Annotated in this window: 21 protein-coding genes; 10 read left to right on the top strand and 11 right to left on the bottom strand. The window is 60.3% G+C overall.

Annotation, left to right across the window (positions count from 1 at the left end; genetic code table 11):
- Positions 1–3: 3 nt before the first annotated feature.
- The 4 genes from hutU to hutI are packed head-to-tail and all read right to left on the bottom strand — an operon-like array spanning position 4 to position 5,220.
- Complete coding sequence (hutU, locus tag SJY13_RS16520; protein WP_377192389.1) at positions 4–1,686, bottom strand: urocanate hydratase; 1,683 nt, start codon at positions 1,684–1,686, stop codon at positions 4–6.
- Entirely contained in the window at positions 1,683–2,480 is a 798-nt protein-coding gene (gene hutG / locus SJY13_RS16515; protein ID WP_377192387.1) for an N-formylglutamate deformylase, read from the bottom strand. Before hutG ends, hutU begins: the two co-directional genes overlap by 4 nt.
- Positions 2,480–4,015: a histidine ammonia-lyase gene (gene hutH / locus SJY13_RS16510; protein WP_377192385.1), complete on the bottom strand. Its 1,536-nt coding sequence runs from the start codon at positions 4,013–4,015 to the stop codon at positions 2,480–2,482. Before hutH ends, hutG begins: the two co-directional genes overlap by 1 nt.
- A complete protein-coding gene (hutI, locus tag SJY13_RS16505; protein ID WP_377192383.1) occupies positions 4,012–5,220 on the bottom strand; it encodes an imidazolonepropionase in 1,209 nt (402 codons plus the stop codon). Before hutI ends, hutH begins: the two co-directional genes overlap by 4 nt.
- Before the next feature lie 82 nt (positions 5,221–5,302).
- Between hutI and SJY13_RS16500 the strand changes: the two genes are divergently transcribed.
- The 3 genes from SJY13_RS16500 (at position 5,303) to SJY13_RS16490 (ending at position 8,986) form a co-directional block, all read left to right on the top strand.
- Positions 5,303–6,658 (top strand): formimidoylglutamate deiminase, encoded by a 1,356-nt coding sequence (locus SJY13_RS16500; RefSeq protein ID WP_377192381.1) that lies wholly within the window; start codon positions 5,303–5,305, stop codon positions 6,656–6,658.
- 12 nt (positions 6,659–6,670) lie between these two features.
- Positions 6,671–7,375 (top strand): GntR family transcriptional regulator, encoded by a 705-nt coding sequence (locus tag SJY13_RS16495; RefSeq protein ID WP_377192379.1) that lies wholly within the window; start codon positions 6,671–6,673, stop codon positions 7,373–7,375.
- A gap of 93 nt (positions 7,376–7,468) precedes the next feature.
- On the top strand, positions 7,469–8,986 hold the full coding sequence (locus SJY13_RS16490) for a malonate--CoA ligase (protein ID WP_377192377.1): 1,518 nt from the start codon (positions 7,469–7,471) through the stop codon (positions 8,984–8,986).
- Here the strand turns inward: SJY13_RS16490 and SJY13_RS16485 are convergent.
- The 5 genes from SJY13_RS16485 to SJY13_RS16465 form a co-directional block, all read right to left on the bottom strand.
- Positions 8,973–9,710 carry a metallophosphoesterase family protein gene (locus SJY13_RS16485; protein ID WP_377192375.1) on the bottom strand — a complete coding sequence of 246 codons (738 nt, stop codon included), beginning with the start codon at positions 9,708–9,710 and terminating at the stop codon, positions 8,973–8,975. The genes SJY13_RS16490 and SJY13_RS16485 overlap by 14 nt on opposite strands.
- 120 nt (positions 9,711–9,830) lie before the next feature.
- Complete coding sequence (serA, locus tag SJY13_RS16480) at positions 9,831–11,426, bottom strand: phosphoglycerate dehydrogenase (protein WP_377192373.1); 1,596 nt, start codon at positions 11,424–11,426, stop codon at positions 9,831–9,833.
- Positions 11,427–11,497: 71 nt separating this feature from the next.
- The gene (locus SJY13_RS16475; protein WP_377192371.1) at positions 11,498–12,679 is read right to left on the bottom strand and encodes a phosphoserine transaminase; all 1,182 of its coding nucleotides are present in this window, start codon (positions 12,677–12,679) and stop codon (positions 11,498–11,500) included.
- Positions 12,680–12,854: 175 nt separating this feature from the next.
- A complete protein-coding gene (locus SJY13_RS16470) occupies positions 12,855–13,961 on the bottom strand; it encodes a Gfo/Idh/MocA family protein (RefSeq protein ID WP_377192369.1) in 1,107 nt (368 codons plus the stop codon).
- Between the two features lie 12 nt (positions 13,962–13,973).
- On the bottom strand, positions 13,974–14,684 hold the full coding sequence (locus tag SJY13_RS16465) for a GntR family transcriptional regulator (protein WP_377192367.1): 711 nt from the start codon (positions 14,682–14,684) through the stop codon (positions 13,974–13,976).
- A 107-nt stretch (positions 14,685–14,791) separates the two neighbouring features.
- On the opposite strand from SJY13_RS16465, the gene SJY13_RS16460 reads away from it, so the two are divergent.
- Genes SJY13_RS16460 through SJY13_RS16435 form a run of 6 tightly spaced genes read left to right on the top strand, consistent with a single transcriptional unit; the run spans position 14,792 to position 20,364 of the window.
- A complete protein-coding gene (locus SJY13_RS16460) occupies positions 14,792–15,946 on the top strand; it encodes an LLM class flavin-dependent oxidoreductase (RefSeq protein WP_377192365.1) in 1,155 nt (384 codons plus the stop codon).
- Positions 15,946–16,836: an aldo/keto reductase gene (locus SJY13_RS16455; protein ID WP_377192363.1), complete on the top strand. Its 891-nt coding sequence runs from the start codon at positions 15,946–15,948 to the stop codon at positions 16,834–16,836. Before SJY13_RS16460 ends, SJY13_RS16455 begins: the two co-directional genes overlap by 1 nt.
- Entirely contained in the window at positions 16,836–17,351 is a 516-nt protein-coding gene (locus SJY13_RS16450; RefSeq protein WP_085823498.1) for a flavin reductase family protein, read from the top strand. The genes SJY13_RS16455 and SJY13_RS16450 overlap by 1 nt, the downstream gene beginning before the upstream one ends.
- 53 nt (positions 17,352–17,404) lie before the next feature.
- A complete protein-coding gene (locus SJY13_RS16445) occupies positions 17,405–17,992 on the top strand; it encodes a TRAP transporter small permease (protein WP_377192361.1) in 588 nt (195 codons plus the stop codon).
- A complete protein-coding gene (locus SJY13_RS16440; RefSeq protein ID WP_377192359.1) occupies positions 17,993–19,282 on the top strand; it encodes a TRAP transporter large permease in 1,290 nt (429 codons plus the stop codon). It begins immediately after the preceding gene.
- Between the two features lie 20 nt (positions 19,283–19,302).
- Positions 19,303–20,364, top strand: a complete 1,062-nt coding sequence (locus SJY13_RS16435; RefSeq protein ID WP_377192357.1) for a TRAP transporter substrate-binding protein — start codon at positions 19,303–19,305, stop codon at positions 20,362–20,364.
- Positions 20,365–20,394: 30 nt separating this feature from the next.
- On the opposite strand, the gene SJY13_RS16430 is transcribed toward SJY13_RS16435, so the two are convergent.
- Entirely contained in the window at positions 20,395–20,865 is a 471-nt protein-coding gene (locus SJY13_RS16430) for a tetratricopeptide repeat protein (RefSeq protein ID WP_377192355.1), read from the bottom strand.
- A gap of 84 nt (positions 20,866–20,949) precedes the next feature.
- On the opposite strand from SJY13_RS16430, the gene SJY13_RS16425 reads away from it, so the two are divergent.
- A complete protein-coding gene (locus tag SJY13_RS16425; protein WP_377192353.1) occupies positions 20,950–22,149 on the top strand; it encodes a cytochrome-c peroxidase in 1,200 nt (399 codons plus the stop codon).
- An 8-nt stretch (positions 22,150–22,157) separates the two neighbouring features.
- On the opposite strand, the gene gcvP is transcribed toward SJY13_RS16425, so the two are convergent.
- Positions 22,158–25,013 (bottom strand): aminomethyl-transferring glycine dehydrogenase, encoded by a 2,856-nt coding sequence (gcvP, locus tag SJY13_RS16420; protein ID WP_377192351.1) that lies wholly within the window; start codon positions 25,011–25,013, stop codon positions 22,158–22,160.
- Positions 25,014–25,115 lie beyond the last annotated feature (102 nt).

Raw genomic sequence — 25,115 nt, 5'->3', positions numbered from 1 at the left:
GAGCTATCCCAAAATGCCAGGCAAACGCAGCCCGTGTTCCCGGGCACAGTCTTTTGCAATGTCATAGCCCGCATCCGCATGCCGCCACACGCCCGAGGCAGGATCGTTCCACAACACGCGTTCCAACCGCCGCGCGGCGTCGTCGGTGCCGTCAGCACAGATCACCACCCCTGAGTGCTGGCTAAAGCCCATACCGACACCACCGCCGTGATGCAGTGACACCCAGGTTGCCCCGCTGGCCGTATTGATCAGCGCATTCAGCAGAGGCCAGTCGGACACGGCGTCCGAACCATCCAGCATCGCCTCAGTCTCACGATTAGGGCTGGCGACCGAGCCGCTGTCCAGATGGTCGCGGCCGATGACCACCGGCGCGCTCAGTTCGCCATTGGCCACCATTTCGTTGAACGCCAGCCCGGCACGGTGGCGGTCCCCCAACCCTATCCAACAGATGCGAGCCGGAAGTCCCTGAAAGGCGATCCGGTCCCGAACCATATCCAACCACCGATGCAGGTGGTCATTCTCGGGGAACAGCTCCTTCATCTTGGCATCGGTCTTATAGATATCCTCGGGGTCGCCTGACAGGGCACACCAGCGGAACGGGCCAACGCCCCGGCAGAACAGCGGGCGGATATAGGCGGGGACAAAGCCGGGGAAGGCAAAGGCGTTTTCTAGCCCCTCATCCTGCGCCACCTGTCGGATGTTATTGCCATAGTCCAAGGTTGGCACACCCGCATTCCAGAAGTCCACCATCGCCGCAACATGCTGCTTCATCGAGGCACGCGCAGCCTTTTCCACCGCTTTAGGCTCTGTTTCCCGCTTTTCACGCCACTGCGCCATGGACCAGCCCAAAGGCAGATAACCATTGATCGGGTCATGCGCGCTGGTCTGGTCCGTGACGATGTCCGGGCGCATCCCACCGGCGACCATACGCTGAAAGATTTCGGGAAAAACTTCAGCCGCGTTGCCCAGCAGGCCCACGGATTTTGCCTCACCCGCCTTGGTCCAGCGGTCGATCATCTCCAGCGCTTCGTCCAGCGTTTCGGCCTTGTCGTCGAGGTATTTGGTGCGCAGGCGGAAATCGATGCTGTCCGGGTTGCACTCGACCGCAAGACAGCAGGCCCCGGCAAAGACAGCAGCCAGTGGTTGCGCACCGCCCATGCCGCCCAAGCCTCCGGTCAGAATCCACTTGCCTGTCAGGTCGCCGTCGTAATGCTGCCGTCCGGCCTCTGCGAATGTCTCATAGGTGCCCTGAACGATGCCTTGCGTGCCGATATAGATCCACGAACCTGCGGTCATCTGGCCGTACATCATCAGGCCCTTTTTATCGAGCTCATTGAAGTGATCCCAAGTCGCCCAATGCGGCACCAAGTTGGAATTGGCAATCAACACTCGCGGCGCGTCCGTATGAGTACGGATGATTGCCACCGGCTTGCCGGACTGGACGATCAGCGTCTCATCCTCTTCCAGATCCTTCAAACCGGCCACGATAGTGTCGAAATCCTTCCATGTGCGGGCGGCGCGGCCAATGCCGCCATAGACCACCAACTCATGCGGGTTTTCGGCCACATCCGGGTGCAGGTTGTTCATCAGCATCCGCAGCGGTGCCTCGGTCAGCCAGCTTTTGGCATTCAGCTCGGGCCCGGTTGGCGGATAAATGTCGCGGGTGTTTTTGCGGGGATCGGTCATGGCGTAAGCTCCAATGCTGTGTCTTGGATGGCGTCCAGGATGTCGCGCAGCCATCGGCGCAGGCGATCGGCTTTGACAGGGTCATAGTCCCAAGGGGCGGCTTCGGCGGTCAGGTAGGTGGACTGCGCCAGTTCCATCTGAATGGCATGTACCCCGTCAGCCGGACGGCCGTAGTGCCGGGTCGTCCATCCGCCCCGGAAACGCCCGTTCAGGACAGCGCTATAGGGTGACGAAGCCGCAAATTCATGTGTGATAGACTCGATTTCCGACGCACAGGTCACGCCACCGTCAGTTCCAATATTCACGTCCGGCAAAGTACCCTCGAATAGAAAGGGAATGTGGCTGCGGATCGAATGACAGTCGAACAAAACCGCCACCCCATTCTGGTCGCGCACGCGCTGTAATTCCTGTTGCAACGCACTGTGGTAGGGCAAGTGGTATCTTCGTCGCCGATCCTCGACCTCATCGGCTGACGGTTCCTGCCCGCCTTGCCAAATTGGATCCCCCTCAAAATCCGTGAGCGGCACAAGGGTCGTTGTGTTCTGACCCGGATACAGCGAAGCCCCTTCGGGATCACGGTTGGCGTCGATTACGTAGCGGTGAACATGGGACTGAACCACAGTCGCATCACCGATAATCCCTTGATAGAGCCTGTTTATGTGCCAATCCGTGTCTGCCAACGCCTGCCCGGTTTGGTTCAGGCGCGCGAAGATCTCGTCTGGAACAAAGGTTCCACCATGAGGCTGTCCCAAGACTATTGGGCCCCGCCCCTTATGTATGCTGACCTCCTGCATCACACCAGCCCAGGCATGACAGTGCCGACGGCCTGAAGGATTGCGCCGTCCGCCACCAGCTTTTTGGAGCTCTCCAGATCAGGTGCCATATAGCGATCCTCGACCAGCGGTGGGATATCGACGCGCAACCGGGTGATGACTTGCTGCAACGGTGTACTGGTGGCTAAGGGTGCGCGAAACTCCACCCCTTGCGCGGCACAGAGCAGTTCGACGCCTAGAATGTAACTTAGGTTCTCGACCATTCGGGTCAGACGCCGTGCACCGTGGGCGGCCATGGACACGTGATCCTCCTGATTGGCCGAGGTTGGCGTGCTGTCGGTTACGCAGGGGTTGGCGAGGTGCTTGTTTTCGCTCATCAACGCGGCGGTGGTCACTTCAGCGATCATCAGACCGGAATTCAGCCCCGGTTCCGGCGTCAAAAACGGCGGTAGATCAAAGCTGAGAGTCGGATCCACCATCAAAGCGATCCGCCGCTGCGCGATCGCTCCGATCTCGGACACGGCCAGCGCGATCATATCGGCGGCAAATCCCACGGGTTCAGCATGAAAGTTCCCGCCCGAAACGATAGTACCCGCCTCGGTCAGAACCAGCGGATTATCGGTGGCAGCATTGGCCTCGATCTCAAGCGTGGCAGCGGCCTGCCGCAGCACGTCCATCGCAGCACCCGTGACCTGCGGCTGGCACCGGATGCAATACGGGTCTTGAACACGCGTGTCGCCATCGCGGTGGCTTTCGCGGATCTCCGACCCGTCTAGCACAGCCCGCATGGCACTGGCGGCCTCGGTCTGGCCACGATGCCCGCGCAGCGTGTGGATTTCAGGCTGCAGCGGTGCGGTCGACCCCATGATCGCATCGGTGGACAGGGCCGAAATAACCAGGGCGCTCTGTGCCGCCCGCCAGCCCTCATACAGACCAGCCAGGGCGAAAGCGGTTGAAAACTGTGTGCCGTTAATGAAAGCCAGCCCCTCTTTGGGACCCAGTTCAACAGGCTCTAACCCAACGGATCTCAGGGCTTGATCACCAGGCAGGGTTTCGCCGTTCACCTCAGCCTCACCTGCGCCGATGATCACGGCTGTCATATGAGCCAGCGGGGCAAGATCGCCCGAGGCCCCAACCGAACCTTGCGCCGGGATAACCGGTGTGACCCCATGGGCCAGCATCTGCTGAAGCAGCTCAATCAGCTCCCATCGGACACCCGAGGCGCCGCGCCCAAAGGACAATAGTTTGAGCGTCATCATCAGCCGGGTCACACGCCGTGACACAGCCGGGCCCACACCGCAGCAATGGCTAAGGATCAGATTGCGCTGAAGGGTCGAGGTGTCTTTGGCGGCAATCTTCAGGCTAGCCAGTTTTCCAAAGCCGGTATTGACCCCATAGACAGGCTCTTTACCAGCGGCGGCTATCTGTATGCGCCGCGACGCATCTTCGACCTTAGGTTTACAGCTCACATCCAGTGATACCGTGGCCTCTTGCCAATAGATTTCCGCCAATTGCGACAGGGTAACCTGCCCAGGCACCAGCATCAGGGGCGTCATGCCAGGCCTCCGAAGATACGTTTGTATAGGGGGTTGAAGCCGACGCGATACGCCAGTTCGGCCGGGTGTTCGATATCCCATACCGCCAGATCGGCGCGCTGCCCGGGTGCGACGGTGCCCTGTTCCGCCAACCCCAGCGCGCGGGCAGCGTTTCGGGTGACCCCCAACAGCGCCTCCTCCGGTGTCAGCCGGAACAGGGTGCAGCCCATATTCATCGTCAGCAACAGTGAGGTCAAAGGCGACGATCCGGGGTTGCAATCTGTCGCCAGGACTATCGGGACTCCTTGCTGACGCAACAGATCCACCGGTGGCAATTGTGTTTCGCGCAGCGTGTAGAACGCGCCCGGCAACAGCGTGGCTGCAGTCCCTGCTTGCGCCATCGCCAACACACCATCAGCCTCCAGATACTCGATATGGTCCGCAGACAGCGCCCCGTAAGAGGCCGCCAACTGTGCGCCGCCAAGATTTGACAGCTGTTCTGCATGCAATTTAACCGGCAGGCCAAGTTCCTGCGCCACATCAAAGACCTGCGCGATCTGAGAGGGGGTGAACGCGATCCCTTCGCAAAACCCGTCTACCGCATCCACCAGACCCTGTGCATGGGCCTCGCGCAGCGTGGGGATGCAAACCTCGCGGATGTATTCATCCGGTTGGGCGGCAAATTCGGGTGGCACGGCATGCGCTCCCAAAAAGCTGGTTCTGATCCGAACCGGGTGGGCGTCACCAATGCGTCGGGCGACGCGCAGCATCTTTAGCTCGGTCTCGGCGTCCAACCCATAGCCGGACTTGATTTCAATGGTGCTGACACCTTCGGCGATCAACGCATCCACCCGCGTCAGCGCATCTGACAACAACGTCTCTTCGCTGGCTGACCGTGTGGCGTTGACGGTGGACAGGATACCGCCCCCGGCGCGCGCGATCTCTTCATAAGAGGCACCGTTCAGGCGCATCTCAAACTCTTGCGCGCGGTTACCGCCAAAGACGACATGGGTGTGCGCATCGATCAGGGCGGGTGTGATCAACCGGTCGCCAAAATCCTCAACTGGCCATTCCGCGTATTCCGTGGGCAAGCCCTGTCGCGCACCAACCCAGACGATATCTGTTCCGTCCGAGGCGATGGCCGCATCCTGGAGCAGGCCATAAGGCGTGGCGCTGTTTGTCATCGTGGCGATCCGAGCACTGGTAAGGACTGTTTTTCCTGTCATGGCGTTTCTTTTTGACCTCCCCTCTTGGCAAATCATTTCGTATACGTGTAACTTTATAAAGTCTACACAAAATGGAAACATCATGTCGGTGTATGCCAAATCTGCCTTGTTAGGTCCTGACTGGTTCAACGATGTTCGGGTCGAAATCGGCGATGGGCGCATTGTCGGCGTGCAAACGGACGTTCGTGCTGCACCTGAAGACACCCAGGTGGGTGTTTTGCTGCCGGCGCTGGGAAACCTGCACAGCCACGCCTTTCAGCGCGCCATGGCTGGCATGACCGAAATGCGCGCGGCAGGGCGCGAGAGCTTTTGGACCTGGCGCAACCTGATGTACCGGTTTCTGGATCGCCTCACGCCCGAGCAGATCGAAGCCATTGCCGCGCTGGTGTTCTTGGAGATGCAGGAGGCCGGTTACGCCGCAGTCGGAGAGTTCCACTATGTCCATCATCAGCCCGGCGGCGCGCCTTACGATCAGCTGTCGGAACTAAGCCAGCGTATCTTTGCGGCGGCGGATCACACCGGTATTGGCCTGACTCATCTGCCAGTGCTCTATACATATGGCAACGTCACACAGGCCCCTCTTACGGGTGGTCAGCTGCGGTTTGGTAATGACGTAGACCGGTTTCTGACTCTGGTCGAAGGATGCCGCGCTGGCCTGCCCCACTCAGATTCTGAAATTGGCATCGCCCCGCATTCGCTACGGGCGGTGTCCCCAGCCGATTTGCGCAGGGTTCTGCAGGCGCAACCTGACGGACCAGTCCACATCCATATCGCCGAACAGCTGAAAGAGATTGACGATGTTCAGGCCACGTTGGGCCAGCGCCCGGTGGCATGGTTACTGGACAACGCCGATGTTGACGCCCGGTGGTGCCTGATCCACGCGACGCACATGACAGATGACGAAACACACGGGCTGGCCCGGTCGGGGGCCGTGGCAGGGCTGTGCCCGATCACCGAGGCCAATCTAGGCGACGGCACCTTCAACGGCGCGCGGTACATTGCCGAAGAGGGTCGGTTTGGTATTGGATCCGACTCTAATGTGCGAATTTCCTTACCCGAGGAGCTGCGCACGCTGGAATACTCGCAACGGCTGCGGGATCATGAGCGTGCGGTCATGGTCAAAGACGAAGGTTCGGTTGGTCATGCACTTTATACAGGGGCCGCGCGGGGCGGCGCGCAGGCCCTTGGTCGCGACTCGGGTGAGATCGCCACAGGAAAACTGGCAGATCTGGTGGCCATTGACCGCTCTCACCCTACGCTTTGCGCGCTGCGCGACGATCAACTGCTGGACGGGCTGTGTTTTGCCGCACCTGACCGGTTGGTGACCGATCTGTGGAGCGCCGGACGCCATACGGTGCAACAGGGTCGCCACATCGCGCGGGATCAGATCATCCCAGCATACCGATCCGCGATTGCGGGTCTGCTGGCCTCGGTCTAAGGGTAAGGCACCATGGCCCAGACCAGCGACACAACCAGTTATAAAGACATCAAACTCACCGTGCTTGAACGTATTCGGTCGGGGCAATGGCAACCGGACTCGCTGCTTCCAAACGAAGAGGCGCTTGCGGTTGAGTTCTCCTGCACCCGCACCACGGTCAATCGTGCGCTGCGGGAACTGGCGGACGAGGGCTATCTGGAACGCCGCCGCAAGGCCGGAACCCGCGTTCTAAGCGCGCCGCAGCGACAAGCGCGGTTCACCATCCCCATGGTCCGGGATGAGGTTGAGGCCTTGGGCGGCACCTATCGCTATGCGTTGGTCTCTGCCGGATCGGAACCCGCGCCCGAGTGGTTGAACGCGCGCCTGGCGTTAAGTCCGAACCAAGGCATGATGCATGTGCGGTGTATGCATTTCAACGGCAATACCCCGTTCCAATACGAGGATCGCTGGATTGTCACCGCCTCGGTCCCGCAAGTGGAACAGGCTGATTTCTCGCAGATCGGACCAAATGAATGGCTGATCCAGACCGTGCCTTTCACCAATGTTGAGCTGAGCTTCATGGCCAGCCGTGCCGATGCGACGCTTGCGGGGTTTTTGGATATGCCCGTTGGTGATCCTGTTTTCACCGGCGAGCGGATCACCTGGTTGCAGGGACAGCCCGTGACCTTTGCCAAGATGTTCTTTGCGGCCGGGTATCGCATGACCACGGAATTCTGACTGGCGGCCTGATTTCTGACCGCGGGGGCTTTACCCTCTTTCCAATCCAAGACAGATTCGCATTGAATCCACCCGGTGCAAAAGGAAGACGACATGGGCAATCCGCTTTATGACCGTTTGTTTGGCATTCACGCGGGCAAAGACACGCCGTTTCTGCATCTGCCCAACGGCCAAACCCTGACCCACGCTGCCTTTCTGGACATGGCTTCGCGGATCGCCAATGCGCTCAACGGGTATGAGCTGGAGCCCGGAGACCGTGTGGCCGTGCAGGTCGAGAAATCGCCCGAGGCGCTGGCGCTGTATGCTGCATGCGCGCAGACCGGACTGATCTTTCTGCCGTTGAACACCGCCTACACCACGGCCGAGCTTCGCTATTTCGTTGAAAACAGCGGCGCGGCGCTGGTGGTCTGCGACTGCGCCACAGAAGCCGGGCTGACCCCTATTGCACAGGCAAACAATGCCCAGTTAGAGACGCTGAATGGTGATGGATCGGGCAGCCTGATGCGCCGCGCGCTGGGAATGTTGCCCGCCTTTGCGCCGGTTCAGCGCGGGTCGGGCGATCTGGCCGCGTTCCTCTACACGTCGGGCACGACGGGGCGGTCAAAAGGCGCAATGCTGACGCAGAACAACCTGCTGTCGAACGCCGAAACTCTGGTGCAGCAGTGGCGCTTTACACAAGACGACGTGCTGCTGCATGCCTTGCCGATCTTTCACACACACGGTCTGTTTGTGGCCACGAATGTAATTCTGGCCTCGGGCGGATCGATGGTCTTCCTGCCGAAGTTCGATCTGGATGACATTCTGCGGTTGATGCCTCAGGTGACATCGATGATGGGGGTTCCGACCTTCTACACCCGCCTGTTGGGCGATGATCGGTTCACTGGCGATCTGGCGCGGCATATGCGGCTGTTTATCTCGGGCTCAGCCCCATTGCTGGCGGAAACCCATGAACGGTTTCAGGGCCGCACCGGTCACCGCATCCTGGAACGCTATGGCATGACCGAGACCAACATGAACACTTCGAACCCCTATGATGGCGAACGCCGCGCCGGGACGGTCGGGTTCCCCCTGCCGGATGTCGAACTAAAAGTCACCGACCCTGACACGGGCGAAACCCTGCCGCAGGGCAAGATCGGCATCATCGAGGTGCGCGGACCCAACGTGTTCGACGGCTATTGGCAGATGCCCGAGAAAACCGCCGCCGAACTGCGCGAGGATGGGTTCTTTATCACCGGCGATCTGGGGCGCGTGGACGCAGATGGCTATGTCCACATCGTCGGGCGCGGCAAGGATCTGATCATCTCGGGCGGCTACAACATCTATCCCAAAGAGATCGAGCTTGTTCTGGACGACCAGCCCGGTGTGTTGGAAAGCGCGGTGATTGGCGTGCCACACCCGGATTACGGTGAGGCGGTTGTGGGCATACTGGTGGCCGAACCAGGCCAGTCACCCGACCCCGAGGTTATTCTGGCCAACGTGCAAAGCCAATTGGCCCGGTTCAAACATCCGCGCAAGCTGTTCGTGGTGGACGCGCTGCAGCGCAATACCATGGGCAAGGTGCAGAAAAACGTGCTGCGCGACAGCTACAAGGACCTGTTTACGCAAAAATAGGCTTTAGCGGCTTCCGTCCCCGTTCGGTCAGCAACCAACACTGACGGCCCTCGAACACAGCTGCGGCCAAGGGACGGCCATAGCCCGCGCCCGCATCCAGATTGATCCGGTTGCCGCAATGTTCCGCCGCATCAACAGGGGTGTGGCCATGCACGATCAGCCAGGGATGCGGGTCGGATTCGGCCAGAAATTCCTGCCGGATCCAAACCAGATCGTCCTCGGATTGCTGCGCCAAGGGGATACCGGGCCGAATGCCCGCATGAACGAACAGCAGGTCACCCTCTTGATGATAAGCCGGCAGGGCATTGATAAAATCCAGATGCGCGGGTGGAACGGCGGCACAGGCGCGTTCATGCACCTGATAGATTCGGTCGTTATCCGTGACCTCGACGCCGTAAGACGCCAGCGTGTTCCGGCCTCCAAGCCGGGGATTCAGCCAGTTTAGAGTGATCGGCAACTGCTTGTCCGCGATCTCTCGCTCCTGCACGAAGCGAGCCATCATCCGGTCGTGGTTGCCCTTGACCATCACCCAGTTTCGCCCCGCCTGTTGCCCGGCGATCAGCAGGTCCAGCACGGCGCGGCTGTCCGGTCCCCGGTCGACATAATCCCCCAGAAACACGACGCGCGCATCCGGTCCGCCATCCGCCTCAATCCGGGACAGCGCGTTTTGCAGCATGCCCAGCTGCCCGTGGATGTCACCAACGGCATAGATCGAAGTTGTCAAACCGGAGCCCTTTCAAATTGGTTACAGGTCTTGTGCCTCAATTGGGCCGCCGACAAAAGACGATGCCCGCGCATTTAACAGCGCGGGCATCGAACAGGTCACGATTTCTACGCCTGACTATCAGGCGACGTCGAATTCCAGCGGTTTGATCTGCGTGAACAGGCCAGTCTCGGCCAATTTGGCGCGCGCTTCGGCTGGCACCGGTTCGTCGACATACAGCAGCGCAATCGCTTCGCCGCCCGCTTCGGACCGGCCAAGGGTAAAGTTGGCGATGTTCACATCGCTTGCACCCATGGTCTGGCCCAACGCACCGATGATACCCGGGACATCCTCGTTGGTGGTGTAGAGCATATGCGCGCCGACCTCGGCGTCGATATTGATACCTTTGATCTGGATGAAGCGCGGCTTGCCGTCGCTGAACACCGTGCCACCGATGGAACGCTCGCGCTTTTCGGTCACGACAGTGACCTTGATGTACCCCTCGAAGGCACCCGATTTGTCCTGATTGGTGGTCGAGATTTTGATCCCGCGTTCCTTGGCCACAACCGGGGCTGAAACCATATTCACCTCCGGGTTGAACTTTTTCATGATCCCGGCCACGGCCGAACAGTTCAACGCAGCAAGGTTCATCTCAGCTGCGACACCGTCATAGAGAATGTTGATCGCCTTGATCGGCTCATCCGTCATTTGACCGATGAAGCTGCCCAGATGTCCGGCCAGTTTGATCCACGGCCCCATGACCTTGGCTTCTTCGGCGGTGACGGACGGCATGTTCAGCGCGTTCTCAACAGCCCCGGTCAGCAGGTAGTTCGAGATCTGCTCGGCCACCTGCAGCGCCACGTTTTCCTGCGCTTCGGTCGTGGCTGCACCTAAGTGAGGCGTGCAGACCACGTTGGGCAGGTTGAACAGCGCGTTTTCCTTGGCCGGTTCTTCGCTGAACACGTCAAAAGCGGCCCCGGCGACATGGCCGGATTGCAACATCTCGGCCAGCGCCTCTTCGTCAACCAGACCACCACGGGCACAGTTGACGATACGCACGCCGGGTTTGGTCTTGGACAGGTTCTCACGGCTCAGAACATTGCGGGTCTGATCGGTCAGCGGGACATGCAGGGTGATGAAATCCGCGCGGGCCAACAGCTCATCCAGCTCAACCTTTTCCACGCCCATCTTGGCGGCTTTCTCTTCGCCCAAATAGGGATCATAGGCGACAACCTTCATCTTCAGGCCCAGCGCCCGTTCGCACACGATACCGCCAATGTTGCCCGCGCCGATCACGCCAAGGGTCTTGTTGGTCAGCTCAATCCCCATGAACTTGGACTTTTCCCATTTACCCGCATGGGTCGAGGTGCTGGCCTCGGGGATTTGCCGCGCCACGGCGAACATCATCGCAATCGCATGCTCGGCAGTGGTGATCATGTTGCCAAATGGCGTGTTCATCACGATCACGCCTTTCTTGCTGGCTGCGTCCTTGTCGACATTGTCGGTGCCGATCCCGGCGCGGCCAATGACTTTCAGCTTGTCCGCATGTTCCAGCAACGTGGGCGTGACCTTTGTGGCCGAGCGGATCGCGAGGCCGTCATATTGACCGATCACTTCGGCCAGCTTGTCTTTGTCCTTGCCGAGGTCGGGCATGAAATCCACGTCGATGCCACGATCACGGAAGATCTGAACAGCAGTTTCGCTGAGCTTGTCGGAAACGAGTACTTTAGGGGCCATATCTCTGGTCCTTGATATTTGGGAATTGTCCGGGCCTGATGCGGCCCAGAATTTTCGACGAAAATTCTTGGTCAGGCCGCAACCGTTTGCGCAGCGATCTCGGCCTCGAAGGCCCAGGCCAGCCAGGGCAGCATCGCCTCAATATCCGAGGTCTCGACCGTGCCACCGCACCAGATGCGCAGACCCGCAGGGGCGTCGCGATAGGCGCCGATATCCAAAGCGATACTCTCGGCCTCAAGTCGTCTCGCCACAGCTTTGGCAAACACCGCCCCATCCTGAATACGCGCATCGGTGAATTTCAGGCACACGGATGTGTTCGACTGCGTCGCGTCATCAGCGGCCAGATTGGCGATCCAGTCATTTTGCGCGCAGAAGCCATGCACCGCACCGGCATTGGCATCCGCACGGGCGATCAGGCCGTGCAACCCGCCAACCGAGCGCGCCCAGTCCAGCGCGAACAGATAGTCCTCAACCGCCAGCATCGACGGTGTGTTGATCGTGGCACCGGTGAAGATGCCGTCAATCAGCTTGCCGCCTTTGGTCAGGCGGAAAATCTTGGGCAGGGGCCATGCGGGCGTATAGCTTTCCAGTCGCTCCACCGCGCGGGGGCTTAGAATCAGCATCCCATGTGCGGCCTCGCCACCCAGAACCTTTTGCCAGCTGAACGTGGTCACATCCAGCTTATCCCAGGGCAGGTCCATGGCAAAGGCCGCCGAGGTCGCGTCACAGATTGTCAGGCCCTGACGGTCATCGGCGATCCAATCGCCGTTGGGAACACGCACGCCCGAAGTCGTGCCATTCCACGTAAAGACAACGTCATTGGCAAAATTGACAGTCGCCAGGTCAACGATCTGACCATAGTCGGCGGTCTTGATTTCGGCCTCGATTTTCAGCTGCTTGACCACATCGGTTACCCAGCCAGCGCCAAAGCTCTCCCAGGACAGCATTTCGACCTTGCGTTCGCCCAGCAGCGACCACAGTGCCATCTCAACCGCGCCGGTGTCGGACGCGGGAACGATGCCGATCTTGTAATCTGCCGGAATGCCCAGCACTTCACGCGTGCCTTCGATGGCCGCCTTCAGCTTGCCCTTGCCAACGGCGGCACGGTGCGACCGGCCCAGCGCGGCATCGGCCAGTTTGGTCAGTTCAAATGTGGGGGGTTTGGCGCAGGGGCCCGAGGAAAAACGCGGGTTGGCCGGCCGCTGGTCAGGTTTGCGCGCGGCGTCGCGCGACGCCGTTTGTTCGATAGTCATGTGTATTATCCTTCCAGATACACGCCCCTCGTTGGGGAGGGGTGTCCCACCGCCACACCTAGAAACCCCGCTGCGGCGCAGCAAGCGAAAAAGACGTCCTGAAAGCGGAAAACGACATCAAACACCGTTCGATTCCGGAACGCGTGTTTCCGATCGGCGAAATCCTGACGGGGTATTAACGCGTAGATGCGCCCAATAGGACCGTTTCCCCGGTCTCAATCGACCGTTGTGCCGCTAGGCCCATCCGCACCGACCAAAGCCCGTCTTGCAAGGTGACGTCCGGCTGATGCTTCTCGCCGCGCAGCATCGCAAGGAACCCTTGATGCTGGTAAAACGTGGACCCGTTATGGTCGCCCGCAGCCAACAGGGTTGGGTCGACCGGGATATCCTTGACCACAGGCCCCTTTGGGTCACGTGGGCTGACGATCACTTGCGGGACCGGCGGTTCGCCCAGATGATCCGGCCAGAACCGCCCCGGCCCTGGCACCAGCGCCTCAATCTTGGCCTCAGGTCCGATCACCGAGATCTCCTCCTGATACCGCGATCCTTCGGCGAACATGCACAGCTCCAGCATCGCGCGGGCGCCCGAAGCGAAATCGACGATGACATAGCCGTGGTCCAGAATATCCGGCACCTCGCCCGCATAGCTCTCGTCCAGATGATTGACCGCCTGACCGCCGCTCGCGGTCACGCGCACCGGGTCGGATTGCAGGATCAACCGCATCAGGTCAAAGAAGTGACAGCATTTCTCGACAAATGTTCCGCCGGTATTGCGGTTGAACCGGTTCCAATCGCCAACCTTTTCCAGAAACGGAAAGCGATGTTCGCGGATCGACAGCATTTTGACGCCACCGGTAGCCTGCACCTCGGAAATCAGCGCGGCGATTGGCGGCATATAGCGATACTCCATCGCCACCCAGATCGGCTGGTGATAGCTGTGCTGCAACACCTCAAGCCGCGCGGCATCCCCCGGATCGGTAAAGAGCGGCTTTTCCACCAGCAAGGGCAAGGGGCGCGTCCGAGCGATCTGATCGATCTGATCCACATGAAGATGGTTAGGGCTGGAGATGACCAGACAGTCAAGGTCTTCGACGGCCAAAAGCTCATGAACCGAGGCAACCATGACCGCGTCCGGAGCGATCTCTTGTGCCGCTTTGGCCATGTCCGCGTCGGGCTCAAAGATTGCCGCGACACGCGTACCCTCCAGCAGGGCGATATTGTGCAGATGCTCCTGCCCCATCATACCGCATCCGATCAGCCCGTAGTGGATGGTCCGGGTCATACGCGTTTCCTTTTACTTCAGACGTTGGACGTAGGTGGCCCGATCCGGATCGAACCAGGTTTTTGAAAACTCAACCGGCTCTGGCCTGTCTGACCAGCTGAACCGTTCAATATACCCCGCCATCTGGCCGACGGGTTTGTTGAAATCAGGCGGTGTCCACTCTGGCAGAGGTCGCACGGTCACCCGATCTTCGGCCCGCGTGATCCAGAACCCTAACTGGTGCTGATAAAAGCGATACAACGAGTCCGACAGCTGCGCCTGATCGATCCATCCGGCTGATTCGTCCAACCAGATTTCCTCGACGGCGATAATTGTGTCATTCAAATAGCGCATCCGCCGAACCCGCGATCCCCGGTCTGAGGCCCCGAATTGCGGCAGATCAGCAGGCTTGTCCAATTGATCCACCGACAGGATATCGGCACGCGGCAGGCCGCCGCCTTCGGGCAGTTCCAGCCGGAACATCGCATAGACGCTGTTCTGGGTCCCGGTCTCACGGATGTAATTGCCCGAGCCCTGGACGCGCTGCAGCATGCCCTTTTTCTCAAGCTCAGCGAGCGATTTTCGCAATGTCCCGACCGAGACCTGAAGCTCGGCTGCCATCTCACGCTCGGGTGGCAGACGTTCGCCATCGATCAGACGACCCGCAGCAATATCGCGGATCAGTAGCTCAGCGATCTGGATGTACACCGGCAGGGCGTTGGGGTTTCGGGTGGCTGGGGACACGTGAGGGCGCTTCACTCGGTCGCAGGAAAAATTGATACACTATTGATCTACATCAATGCGGTTGCTACGCAAGAGAAAAAGCAAATCAGCTGCAGAAAGAGAATCATATGACAGTCGTCCCCATCACATCCCCCGATATGGACGCAGCCGAAGTGTCCTGGTTCGCGGCTCTGTGTTCGGACGATTATCAGTTTCTTGGGGTTCCGGACGGCGATCTGCGCTCCAGCTGGGATCATTGTTCCGGCATCGTCAAAGAGGCCGAAGCGCAAGGGTTCCGCAATATCCTGTGCCCGTCCTCCTATCAGGTCGGGCAGGACACACTGAGCTTTGTGGCTGGTTGCGCGCCGATCACCGACAAGATCAACCTGCTGGCCGCCGTGCGCTGCGGTGAGATGCAGCCGATCATGCTGGCCCGCACCATCGCCACGCTGGACCACATGCTGAAGGGTCGCCTGACGGTGAATATCATCAGCTCGGATTTTCCGGGCGAAAAGGACGACAGCGCGTTCCGCTATCAGCGCTCACGCGAGGTGGTAGAGATCCTGAAACAGGCCTGGACGCAGGATGAGATCAACCATGCAGGTGAGGTCTATAATTTCTCGGGCCTGACCACCGATCCGGCAAAACCTTATCAAACAGGCGGTCCGCTGCTGTATTTCGGCGGGTATTCCCCGTCAGCGTTGGACCTGTGCGGCGAACATTGTGACGTCTACCTGATGTGGCCGGAAACCAAGGATCAGCTGGCCGGAAGGATGCAGGCCGTCCACGCAGTCGCCGAAAATTACAACCGAACGCTGGACTACGGGTTGCGTGTGCACATGATCGTCCGCGACACCGAGGTCGAAGCGCAGGAATACGCGGATTACATCGTGTCCAAGCTGGATGACGAATACGGTCGCGCCATCCGCGAACGGGCGCTGGATTCCACCTCGCTGGGTGTGGCGCATCAGGCCAAGAACCGCGATCTGGCGGATGAATACGGCTATGTCGAACCGGGTCTTTGGACAGGCGTGGGTCGGGCGCGGTCAGGCTGCGGTGCCGCACTAGTCGGCTCCACCGATCAGGTCATGACCAAGATCGAGGATTATCAAAAGATGGGCATCCGCGCCTTCATCTTCTCAGGCTACCCGCACCTGGACGAAGCCCGCCATTTCGGTGCCCGGTTGATGCCAAACCTGAAAACCTGCTCGCTTCCCGAGGAATACGGGCGCGTGCCCAAAACCACCCCGGCGACACCGCTGGGCAACGGAGAACGCCGCTGATGCAACGTGTGAAACTATCCGACACGCTGGAACTATGCCGTCTGGTCTATGGCATGTGGCGGCTGGGCGATGACGACAACACCGCGGCACAGCATGTCGAGGCCAAGATTCAGGCCTGTCTGGATCAGGGAATCACTACCTTCGATCAGGCCGATATCTACGGCGATTACGGGGCCGAGGCGGTTCTGGGCAATGCCCTGCGCGCCAACCCCGGCCTGCGCCAGAAGATGGAGATTGTCACCAAATGTGACATTGTCGCGCCCTGCGGCCGCTATGCTGATGCCAGGGTCAAATACTATGACACATCGCGCGGGCATATTCTGAAGTCGGTCGAAACTTCGCTGACCGAAATGGCCATCGACCACATCGATCTGCTGCTGATCCACCGCCCTGATCCGTTCATGGATCACCGGGAAACTGGGACCGCCTTGGATGAGATTGTCGCCAGCGGCAAGGTTGGCGCGGTCGGCGTGTCGAACTTCCGCCCGTGGGATTGGGACCTGCTGCAATCGGCGATGAAAACGCCACTGGTCACCAATCAGATCGAAATATCTCTGGGTCAGGTTGCCCCCTTCACCAATGGGGATCTGGCCTTTCACCAGCAGCATGGGCAGCCGGTCATGGCCTGGTCTCCCTTGGGTGGCGGGGTGCTGATGGCTGGTAACCCACCGGTCGGGCTGGTTGCGGATGAGATTGCCGAAGAATTCGGCGTGGACCGCGCCGCAGTCGCAGTGGCCTTTTTGCTGGCTCACCCCTCGGGCATCCTGCCGGTTCTGGGTACAAACAATCTGGACCGCATCAAACGCATCTCAGATGCGCTGAACGTCAAACTGGATCGTGAAAGCTGGTTCCGCCTCTATGAAGCGGCGCTGGGGCACGAGGTTCCATGATGAACGCAATCTCCAAGGACATGGCCCATACATTTGTTCCGCATAAGGAAGATACCCGCACTCTGCGCGATGCCTTTGGCCGCTTTGCCACGGGCGTCACCATCGTCACCTGCAACAGCGATGATGGGCCGATCTGTATCACTGCCAACAGCTTTTCCTCGCTTTCGCTGGACCCGCCACTGATCATGTGGGCCGGCGACCGAACCTCGCGCCGGTTCCCCTATTTCCACAAAGCACGTCATTTCAGCGTCCATGTTCTGTCAGCTGAACAGGCCGAGTTATGCTTTGGATGCTCAAGGAACGCCCATGCGCTGCGGGACATCGACCACATGCGGTGCGAAAACGGCACCCCGTTGTTGCCGGACTGTCTGGCGCGGTTTGAATGCGAGCAGCATGCGTATCACGACGCAGGCGATCACGTTATTGTTGTTGGAAAAGTTCTCAAGGTCAGCATGGCGGACGGAGACGCGCTGACCTTTTACGCCGGGAAATTCGGCCAATTCGCGCATCAATAAGCGCGATATGACGACTGCGGGGCAAACCCGCAGCTGAAATAGGGAGGATCCGCATGGGCGGACTGGCATCGGTGCTCGCGCCGATTGCATTCGTGAACGAAACCGCGCTGCGTCTGGGCCGCGCGGTTGGTATCGTTGCGATTGCATTCATGGTGATCGCAATCCTGATTCAGGTGTTCTTTCGATACGTCTTGGGCAATGCCCTGCCCTGGCCGGATGAAGCTGCTCGCTTCTGCATGCTGTGGATGACCGGCCTGATGGCACCCACCGCGTTTCGGCGCGGCGGCTTTGTCGCCATCGATATGGTCCCCATGATGTTGCCGCGCGCGATCGGCCAAATGCTGAACATCCTTCTGATGCTGGTATCCCTTGCGGTGCTGCTGGTCGCGGTTCGGATTGGCTGGTCCGAGGTGACCGGCTTTGGCGGCAAATTCGCCACTGCAGCTTTGTATCTGCCCACATCCCTCGGGTTTGATGAATGGTACCGCATTCCCCGCAGTTGGATGATGGCCTCGCTGTTGGTTGGGGTGGTCCTACTGATCTCGGTCAATATCGAACTGATCCTGCGCGCGATCATCAAAATGCTGGGCGGCGGTGATCTGTTGCCGGAAATCGCTGATGCACCCGTGGGGGCTGAATAGATGCTGATATGGTTCCTGCCGACTTTTCTGGTCTTCCTGCTGATCGGTCTGCCGGTCTTTTTCGCGCTGCTTGCAGCACCGGGCATCCTGCTGTGGCTGAACGGCCAGACCAACGACATCACGCTGCTGTACCGCAATGTCTATAACGGCATGGACAGCTTTCCGCTGATGGCCATCCCCTTCTTCATGCTGGCCGGAGAGCTGATGAATTGCGGCGGCATCACCATCCGTCTGGTCGAATTCGCCCAGGCCCTGATGGGGCATCTGCGGGGCGGTCTGGCGCATGTGAATGTCCTCAGCTCGATCCTGTTTGCAGGGCTTTCGGGTTCAGCAGTGGCAGACACTTCGGCGTTAGGATCGATGCTGATCCCGGCGATGGAGAAACAGGGCTATACCCGACGGTTTGCTGCGGCGATCACGGCGGCCAGTTCCGTTATTGGCCCGATCATTCCGCCCTCGGGCATCATGATCATCTATGCCTATGTGATGGGTGAAAGCGTGGCGGCACTGTTTTTGGCCGGTATCGTGCCGGGTGTCATGGTTGGCGTCGGCCTGATGCTGATGATCAAGTTCATGGCCGACAAGTATGATTTCCCCGTCGCCAGTCGCAAATACACTTGGGGCGAACGCGGGCAAGCCAGCCTAAAGGCGTTCTTTCCTTTGCTGACACCGGTGATCATTCTGGGTGGTATTCTGGGCGGTATCTTCACCCCAACCGAGGCCGCCGCCGTGGCCGTCGGTTATGCGTTCCTGATCGGCTTCTTCGTGCTACGCACGCTGACCCTGAAAGAGGTGCCCGAGATCCTCAGCAATGCGGGCCTGACCTCGGCGGTTGTATTGCTGCTGGTGGGTGCGGCTATGGCGTTCAAAACCGTGGTCAGCCTCAGCCACGCGCCGGAACAACTGGCGCAGCTGATCCTCAGCCTGTCGGACAATCCGCTGATCCTGCTGTTCCTGATCAACCTGCTTTTGTTCATTGTCGGCATGTTTCTGGATGCAGGTCCGGCAATTATCATCCTGGGCCCGATCCTGGCCCCGATCTTTACCAGCCTCGGCGTTGACCCGATCCATTTCGCCATCATCATGAGCGTCAACCTGACCGTCGGTCTGGCGACGCCACCGATGGGGTTGGTCCTGTTCGTGGCCGCCGCCGTGTCGCGGGAACGGGTGGAGACCATTGCCAAAGCCATTCTGCCGTTCCTGGCCGTCGAAATCATAGTGATCTTTTTGATCACCTATGTCCCCGCACTATCCATGACGATCCCACGCATAACGGGATTTGCAAACTGAGTACCACAGGGAGGAAACGCATGCTCAGAAGTTTCATCAAGACGGCGGCGGTGGCGACATCGCTGGTCGCCGCATCCGCAATCGCGGCAACGGCCGCCGATTATACGCTGCGCGCCACGGCGAACTCGAACGAAAACGACGAAGACTATGACGGTCTGATCGTTTTCAAGAACTATGTCGAGGCGGCGTCGAACGGCGCGATCGAGGTCGAACTGTTCATCGGCACGCAGCTGTGTTCGAACGGGGCCGAATGCCTGCAGGGCGTGGCTGACGGCACCATCGACATCTATATTTCGACCTCGGGCGGGGCTTCGGGCATCTTTCCTTACGTGCAGGTTCTGGACTTGCCCTATCTGATGGCCGATGACCGGATTGCCGAGCATGTTCTGTCGGGCGATTTCACCCGCACGATGCGCGACATGGCGCTGGAGGATTCCGGTGGCGCGATCCGCCTGATGACCATTGGCAACACCGGCGGCTGGCGCAACTTTGCCAACACTCAGCGCCGCGTGGCCGAGCCTGCGGATATGGAAGGCTTGAAAATCCGCACCGTGGTCGCCGACCTGCCGCAAGAGCTGGTCAAAGCGCTTGGCGCCTCGCCCACCCCAATCCCTTGGCCGGAACTGTTTACCAGTTTCCAGACCGGCGTGGTTGAAGGGTCCAAGAACGGTATCACCGACATCATGGGCATGAAATTCCCCGATGCAGGCCTGCAATATGTCACCCTGGACGGTCACGCCTATATGGGTGCGTTGTGGTGGATGAACAACGCCAAGTTCCAGGAGATGCCCGAAGACATGCGCCGCGTGATGGTCGACGGGTTCTATGCGCTGCAACAGGCCACGTTCGCGTCGCCCAAGCGCAAGTCGATCCAGGCCTATGAGGATTTCGTTGCCGGTGGCGGCGACCTCTATGTGCCGACGCCTGATCAGAAAGCCGCGTTCAAAGAGGCCGCGACCCCGGTTTATGCCTGGTTCCAGTCCAACGTGGCGCGCGGGGACGAAGTGTTCACCGCCCTGACCGAGGCTGTTGCCGCAGCTGAGGCGGATGTGAACGCATCCCGCGATGCGGACCTGAACTGAGCCATGGTGCCGGGCTTTCGGGCCCGGTCCTTACCGAAACGGGTACATCCACCCTTTGTAGTCGTTGACCAGAACATGCGCTTTCTCGATCTGCTCCGGCGACATTTTCTTGACCACTTCCTCAAGGCTGATTGCCGCATCGGGATCGCCGCCAATGGCGCTGAGCGTGTACCACATATACGCCCGCACCAAATCGGGCGCGGGCATTCCCAGACCCAGCTCATAATACCAGCCGATCCCGGACTGCGCCCCCGGGTGGCCCTTCATCGAGGCGCGCAGATACCACTCAAATGCACGCTCGTAATCCTGCTCGACCCCAAGGCCCAGACCGTACATTACACCGATCAGTTCCTCGGCCTCGGCGTTGCCAGAACGCGCGGCAGGCCAAAGCTCCTCGCGCGCAGCCGCGAACTCCCCGGCCTCCATCATATCGCGGGCCTGTTCCAACTCGGCCAGCGCCGGGGTCGCAAGACAGCAAAGGGCAAATACAAACTGGCGCATGGGGTTGCTTTCCTCTGGGCCGGGGTGGCTGCGGCGCAAGAGCTTCCGCGCCCGCTGAGTGATGATGACTTTCTATCCTTTGATATGGAACAGGCCGCCATCGGTCATCAACTGTTTTACGATCCGATCCTGTCGGGTAACCGCAACATCGCCTGCGCCCATTGCCACCACCCCGATTTCGGCACCTCCGACGGGTTGTCGCTGGGCATCGGCGAAGGCGGGCAGGGTCTGGGCCCCGACCGCACCCCCGGCACCGGAGCTGACCGGATCCGCAAACGCATTCCGCGCAATGCGCCGGGGCTCTGGAACCTCGGGGCCAAGGATATTCACACCCTGTTCCACGACGGCCGCCTGAGTATCTCGGATGTCTATGGCAACGGCTTTAACTCCCCGGCGCAGGAATGGCTGCCCGAGGGGCTGAACTCCCTGCTGGCGGCGCAGGCGCTATTCCCGCTGACCGCGCAATTCGAAATGGCTGGAAACGTCGCCGAGAATGAGGTGACCGGCGCGGTGCATGATCGCATCGACAAGGGCTGGCCGATCATCGCCAAGCGCGTCCGCACCGATCCCCGTTATAGCCCGGCGATGGTCAACGCCTTTGCCGAGGTGGACAAGTCCGAAGACATCACCATCACCCAGATCGCCAACGCGCTGGCCGCGTTCATGGCGCTGGAATGGCGCAGCACGGACAGTGCGTTTGATCACTATCTGGCCGGGGATGCTGAGGCGCTATCGCCGGCCCAGAAGGCCGGGATGACCCTGTTCTACGGCAAGGCGCAATGCGCCACTTGCCACTCTGGCCCGCTGCTGTCGGATCAGATATTCCACGCGCTGGCCCTGCCCCCCTTCGGGCCGGGCCGCACAAGGCAATGGGACCCAAACATGCGCGATGTCGGACGGATGGGCGAAAGTGATCGTCTTGAGGACGCCTATCGTTTTCGCACCCCAATGCTGCGCAATGTGGCGCTGACCGCCCCTTATGGCCATAACGGCGCGTTCCCCGATCTGGAGGCGATGATCCGCCACCACCTTAACCCGGAATATAGCTTCACCAACTGGACCCGCGACATGGCCGCTCTGCCGAATGTTCCGTGGTTGCAACAGGTCGATTTCGCGGTCTGGGACGACCGGTTCGAAATGTCGCGTCAACGCCGTCAGATCGACATCACCCCGATAAGCTTGTCAGACGGTGAAATCAGTGAATTGGTTGCTTTCCTGAACGCTCTGACGGGTACCAGTGTGGACACGCCGCTTTTCGGCGTGCCCGAGGGGTTTGAACCCTGATTTCAACTTTACTCTGCGGCGTCTTGGTATTCTGACATTGGGGGGCATGTGCAGATTAGGTTTCTGTCTCCGTATGCGTTGTCGACGCGGTTTACGGGGGACCAGTATTTGTCGACGCCCATCGAGCCCGGGGGGAAGCAGGCCTGTTCGCGGCTGTAAGGCCGGTCCCAGTCGCCGACCAGATCGCGCACCGTGTGTGGGGCGTTTTTCAGCGGGTTGTTCTCGGCATCGATCTTGCCGTCGATGATGTCCTGCGCTTCCGAGCGGATCGACAGCATGGCGTCGCAGAAGCGGTCCAGCTCATCCTTGGGTTCCGATTCCGTGGGCTCGACCATCAGGGTTCCGGCCACCGGCCAGCTCATGGTCGGCGCGTGGAAGCCGCTATCGACCAGACGTTTGGCGATGTCGTCGACGCTGACATGGGCGGCCTCGTCCAGGGGTCTTGTGTCCAGAATGCACTCATGCGCCACCCGACCTGTCTCGGACGTGTAGAGGATCGGATAGGCCTCAGCCAGCCGCGCGGCGATGTAGTTGGCGTTCAGGATTGCCACCTTGGTGGCCTGGGTCAGGCCAGCGCCGCCCATCAGCAGCACATAAGCCCAGCTGACCGGCAGAATGGACGGCGAGCCGAAGGGCGCCGCCGAGACCGGACCCACGGCACTGCCGTATTCCGGGTGGCCGGGCAGGTGTTCGATCAGATGCGCCTTGACGCCGATCGGACCCATGCCGGGGCCGCCGCCGCCATGCGGGATGCAGAAGGTCTTGTGCAGGTTCAGGTGGCTGACGTCACCGCCAATGTCCCCGGGGCGCGACAGGCCCACCATGGCGTTCATGTTGGCGCCATCGATATAGACCTGGCCGCCATGGTCATGGGTGATCTGGCAGACCTCCTGCACGGTGGTCTCGAACACGCCATGGGTCGACGGGTAGGTGATCATGCAGGCGGCCAGATGATCGGAATGTTTTTCCGCCTTAGCGCGGAAGTCATTCAGATCAATGTTGCCCTTGTCATCCGCCTGCACCGGCACCACCTGCCAGCCCACCATCTGCGCCGAGGCCGGGTTGGTGCCATGCGCCGAGGTTGGGATCAGGCAGACATTGCGGTGCCCTTCGCCGCGCGCAAAGTGGTAATTGCGGATGCTCAGCAGCCCCGCATATTCCCCCTGCGCGCCCGAGTTGGGTTGCTGGGAGATCGCGTCATAACCGGTGATCTGGCACAGCTTGTCGTTCAGATCGTCGATCATCTCATGATAACCCTGCGCCTGATCCTGCGGGCAGAACGGGTGCAGATTGCCGAACTCGGGCCAGGTGACCGGGATCATCTCGATCGTCGCGTTCAGCTTCATGGTGCACGATCCCAGCGGGATCATCGCGCGATCCAAAGCGAGATCACGGTCGGCCAGACGGCGCATGTACCGCGTGATCTCGGCCTCGGCCCGGTTCTTGTGGAAGATCGGATGGGTCAGGTATTCGCTTTCGCGCAGGGCGTAATCGGGCAGGCGGTACAGCTTGTTGGAACTGTCATCAGCCTTGTCGATGCCAAAAGCGCCCCAGACGGCCTCGATGGTCTCGGGGCGGGTCTGTTCGTCCAGGCTGATGCCGACACGGCTGGTCCCCACCTTGCGCAGGTTGACGCCCCGGGCCACGGCGGCCTCCATCACCACGCTCTGCAGGTGGCCGACCTCAACCGTGATGGTGTCAAAGAACACCTCCGGCTCAACCGCAAAGCCTGCCTCTTCCAGACCGGCGGCCAGGCGCGAGGTCTTGCGGTGCACTGATTGCGCGATGGCCTTGATGCCATCGGGGCCGTGATAGACGGCATACATCGAGGCAATCACCGCCAGCAGCGCCTGCGCGGTGCAGACGTTGGAATTGGCCTTTTCGCGGCGGATATGCTGTTCACGGGTTTGCAGCGACAGGCGGTAGGCCTTGTTGCCCCGGCTGTCGATGCTGACGCCGATAATCCGGCCCGGCATCGAGCGTTTCAGCTTGTCGGTGGTCGCCATATACGCCGCGTGCGGCCCGCCATACCCCATCGGCACGCCAAAGCGCTGGGTCGATCCGATAGCGATATCCGCGCCCATCTCACCGGGCGATTTCAGCAGCGCCAGCGACAGGATGTCGGCGGCGACGATGGCGATGGCTTTATGTTCGTGCAGCGCCGCGATTTCCGATGTGAAGTCGCGCACATGGCCATGGGTGCCGGGATATTGGAAGATGGCGCCAAACACTGACCCTGCATCCAGTGTGTCCGGATCGGCAACCTGAACGTCGATGCCCAGAGGCTCGGCGCGGGTTTTGATCACCGCGATGGTCTGCGGGTGGCAGTTGCGGTCGACAAAGAAAGCCGCGTTGTTGGCCTTGGACCGGCCACCGCGCTTGGCCATCGCCATCGCCTCCGCCGCCGCAGTCGCTTCGTCCAGAAGCGAGGCGTTGGCCACGTCCAGCCCGGTCAGGTCGCTGACCATGGTCTGGAAGTTCAACAGCGCCTCAAGCCGACCCTGGCTGATCTCGGGCTGATACGGCGTATAGGCGGTGTACCAGGCCGGGTTTTCCAGGATGTTGCGCAGGATCGGCGCCGGCGTGGTGGTGCCATGATAGCCCTGGCCGATCAGCGAGGTCAGAACCTTGTTCTTGCCCGCCACCTGTTTCATGTGAAAGAGCGCATCGCGTTCCGTCATCGCCGGACCCCAGTCCAGCGGGTCTTTCTGCCGGATCGCCGGTGGGACCGTCGCGTCAATCAGCTGGTCCAGCGTCTTGAAGCCAATCACCTTGAGCATGTCGCGCATCTCGGTCGGGCTGGGGCCGATATGGCGGCGATTGGCAAAATCATAGGCTTCGTAGTCGGTCAGTTTGAAGGCCATAGGTAGCGCTCCTGTCGAATAGGTCAGGTCGGGCAGAGACTGCGATAGCCTCCGGCGTGGGGTGAGGGCCGTCCCTGAACCTGTCCGGTGGACAGGTTCAGG

The organism is Ruegeria meonggei, assembly GCF_042768335.1.
Lineage (GTDB): Bacteria > Pseudomonadota > Alphaproteobacteria > Rhodobacterales > Rhodobacteraceae > Ruegeria > Ruegeria meonggei.
The sequence above is the reverse complement of the archived record's forward strand: the minus strand, read 5'-3'. Positions and strand labels throughout refer to the sequence as shown.

Bases quoted from the DNA above. Each gene is read 5' to 3' on its own strand.
- hutU (WP_377192389.1), bottom strand. From the start codon at position 1,686: ATGACCGATCCCCGCAAAAACACCCGCGACATTTATCCGCCAACCGGG.
- hutG (WP_377192387.1), bottom strand. From the start codon at position 2,480: ATGCAGGAGGTCAGCATACATAAGGGGCGGGGCCCAATAGTCTTGGGA.
- hutH (WP_377192385.1), bottom strand. From the start codon at position 4,015: ATGACGCCCCTGATGCTGGTGCCTGGGCAGGTTACCCTGTCGCAATTG.
- hutI (WP_377192383.1), bottom strand. From the start codon at position 5,220: ATGACAGGAAAAACAGTCCTTACCAGTGCTCGGATCGCCACGATGACA.
- SJY13_RS16500 (WP_377192381.1), top strand. From the start codon at position 5,303: ATGTCGGTGTATGCCAAATCTGCCTTGTTAGGTCCTGACTGGTTCAAC.
- SJY13_RS16495 (WP_377192379.1), top strand. From the start codon at position 6,671: ATGGCCCAGACCAGCGACACAACCAGTTATAAAGACATCAAACTCACC.
- SJY13_RS16490 (WP_377192377.1), top strand. From the start codon at position 7,469: ATGGGCAATCCGCTTTATGACCGTTTGTTTGGCATTCACGCGGGCAAA.
- serA (WP_377192373.1), bottom strand. From the start codon at position 11,426: ATGGCCCCTAAAGTACTCGTTTCCGACAAGCTCAGCGAAACTGCTGTT.
- SJY13_RS16475 (WP_377192371.1), bottom strand. From the start codon at position 12,679: ATGACTATCGAACAAACGGCGTCGCGCGACGCCGCGCGCAAACCTGAC.
- SJY13_RS16470 (WP_377192369.1), bottom strand. From the start codon at position 13,961: ATGACCCGGACCATCCACTACGGGCTGATCGGATGCGGTATGATGGGG.
- SJY13_RS16460 (WP_377192365.1), top strand. From the start codon at position 14,792: ATGACAGTCGTCCCCATCACATCCCCCGATATGGACGCAGCCGAAGTG.
- SJY13_RS16455 (WP_377192363.1), top strand. From the start codon at position 15,946: ATGCAACGTGTGAAACTATCCGACACGCTGGAACTATGCCGTCTGGTC.
- SJY13_RS16450 (WP_085823498.1), top strand. From the start codon at position 16,836: ATGAACGCAATCTCCAAGGACATGGCCCATACATTTGTTCCGCATAAG.
- SJY13_RS16445 (WP_377192361.1), top strand. From the start codon at position 17,405: ATGGGCGGACTGGCATCGGTGCTCGCGCCGATTGCATTCGTGAACGAA.
- SJY13_RS16440 (WP_377192359.1), top strand. From the start codon at position 17,993: ATGCTGATATGGTTCCTGCCGACTTTTCTGGTCTTCCTGCTGATCGGT.
- SJY13_RS16435 (WP_377192357.1), top strand. From the start codon at position 19,303: ATGCTCAGAAGTTTCATCAAGACGGCGGCGGTGGCGACATCGCTGGTC.
- SJY13_RS16430 (WP_377192355.1), bottom strand. From the start codon at position 20,865: ATGCGCCAGTTTGTATTTGCCCTTTGCTGTCTTGCGACCCCGGCGCTG.
- SJY13_RS16425 (WP_377192353.1), top strand. From the start codon at position 20,950: ATGGAACAGGCCGCCATCGGTCATCAACTGTTTTACGATCCGATCCTG.
- gcvP (WP_377192351.1), bottom strand. From the start codon at position 25,013: ATGGCCTTCAAACTGACCGACTACGAAGCCTATGATTTTGCCAATCGC.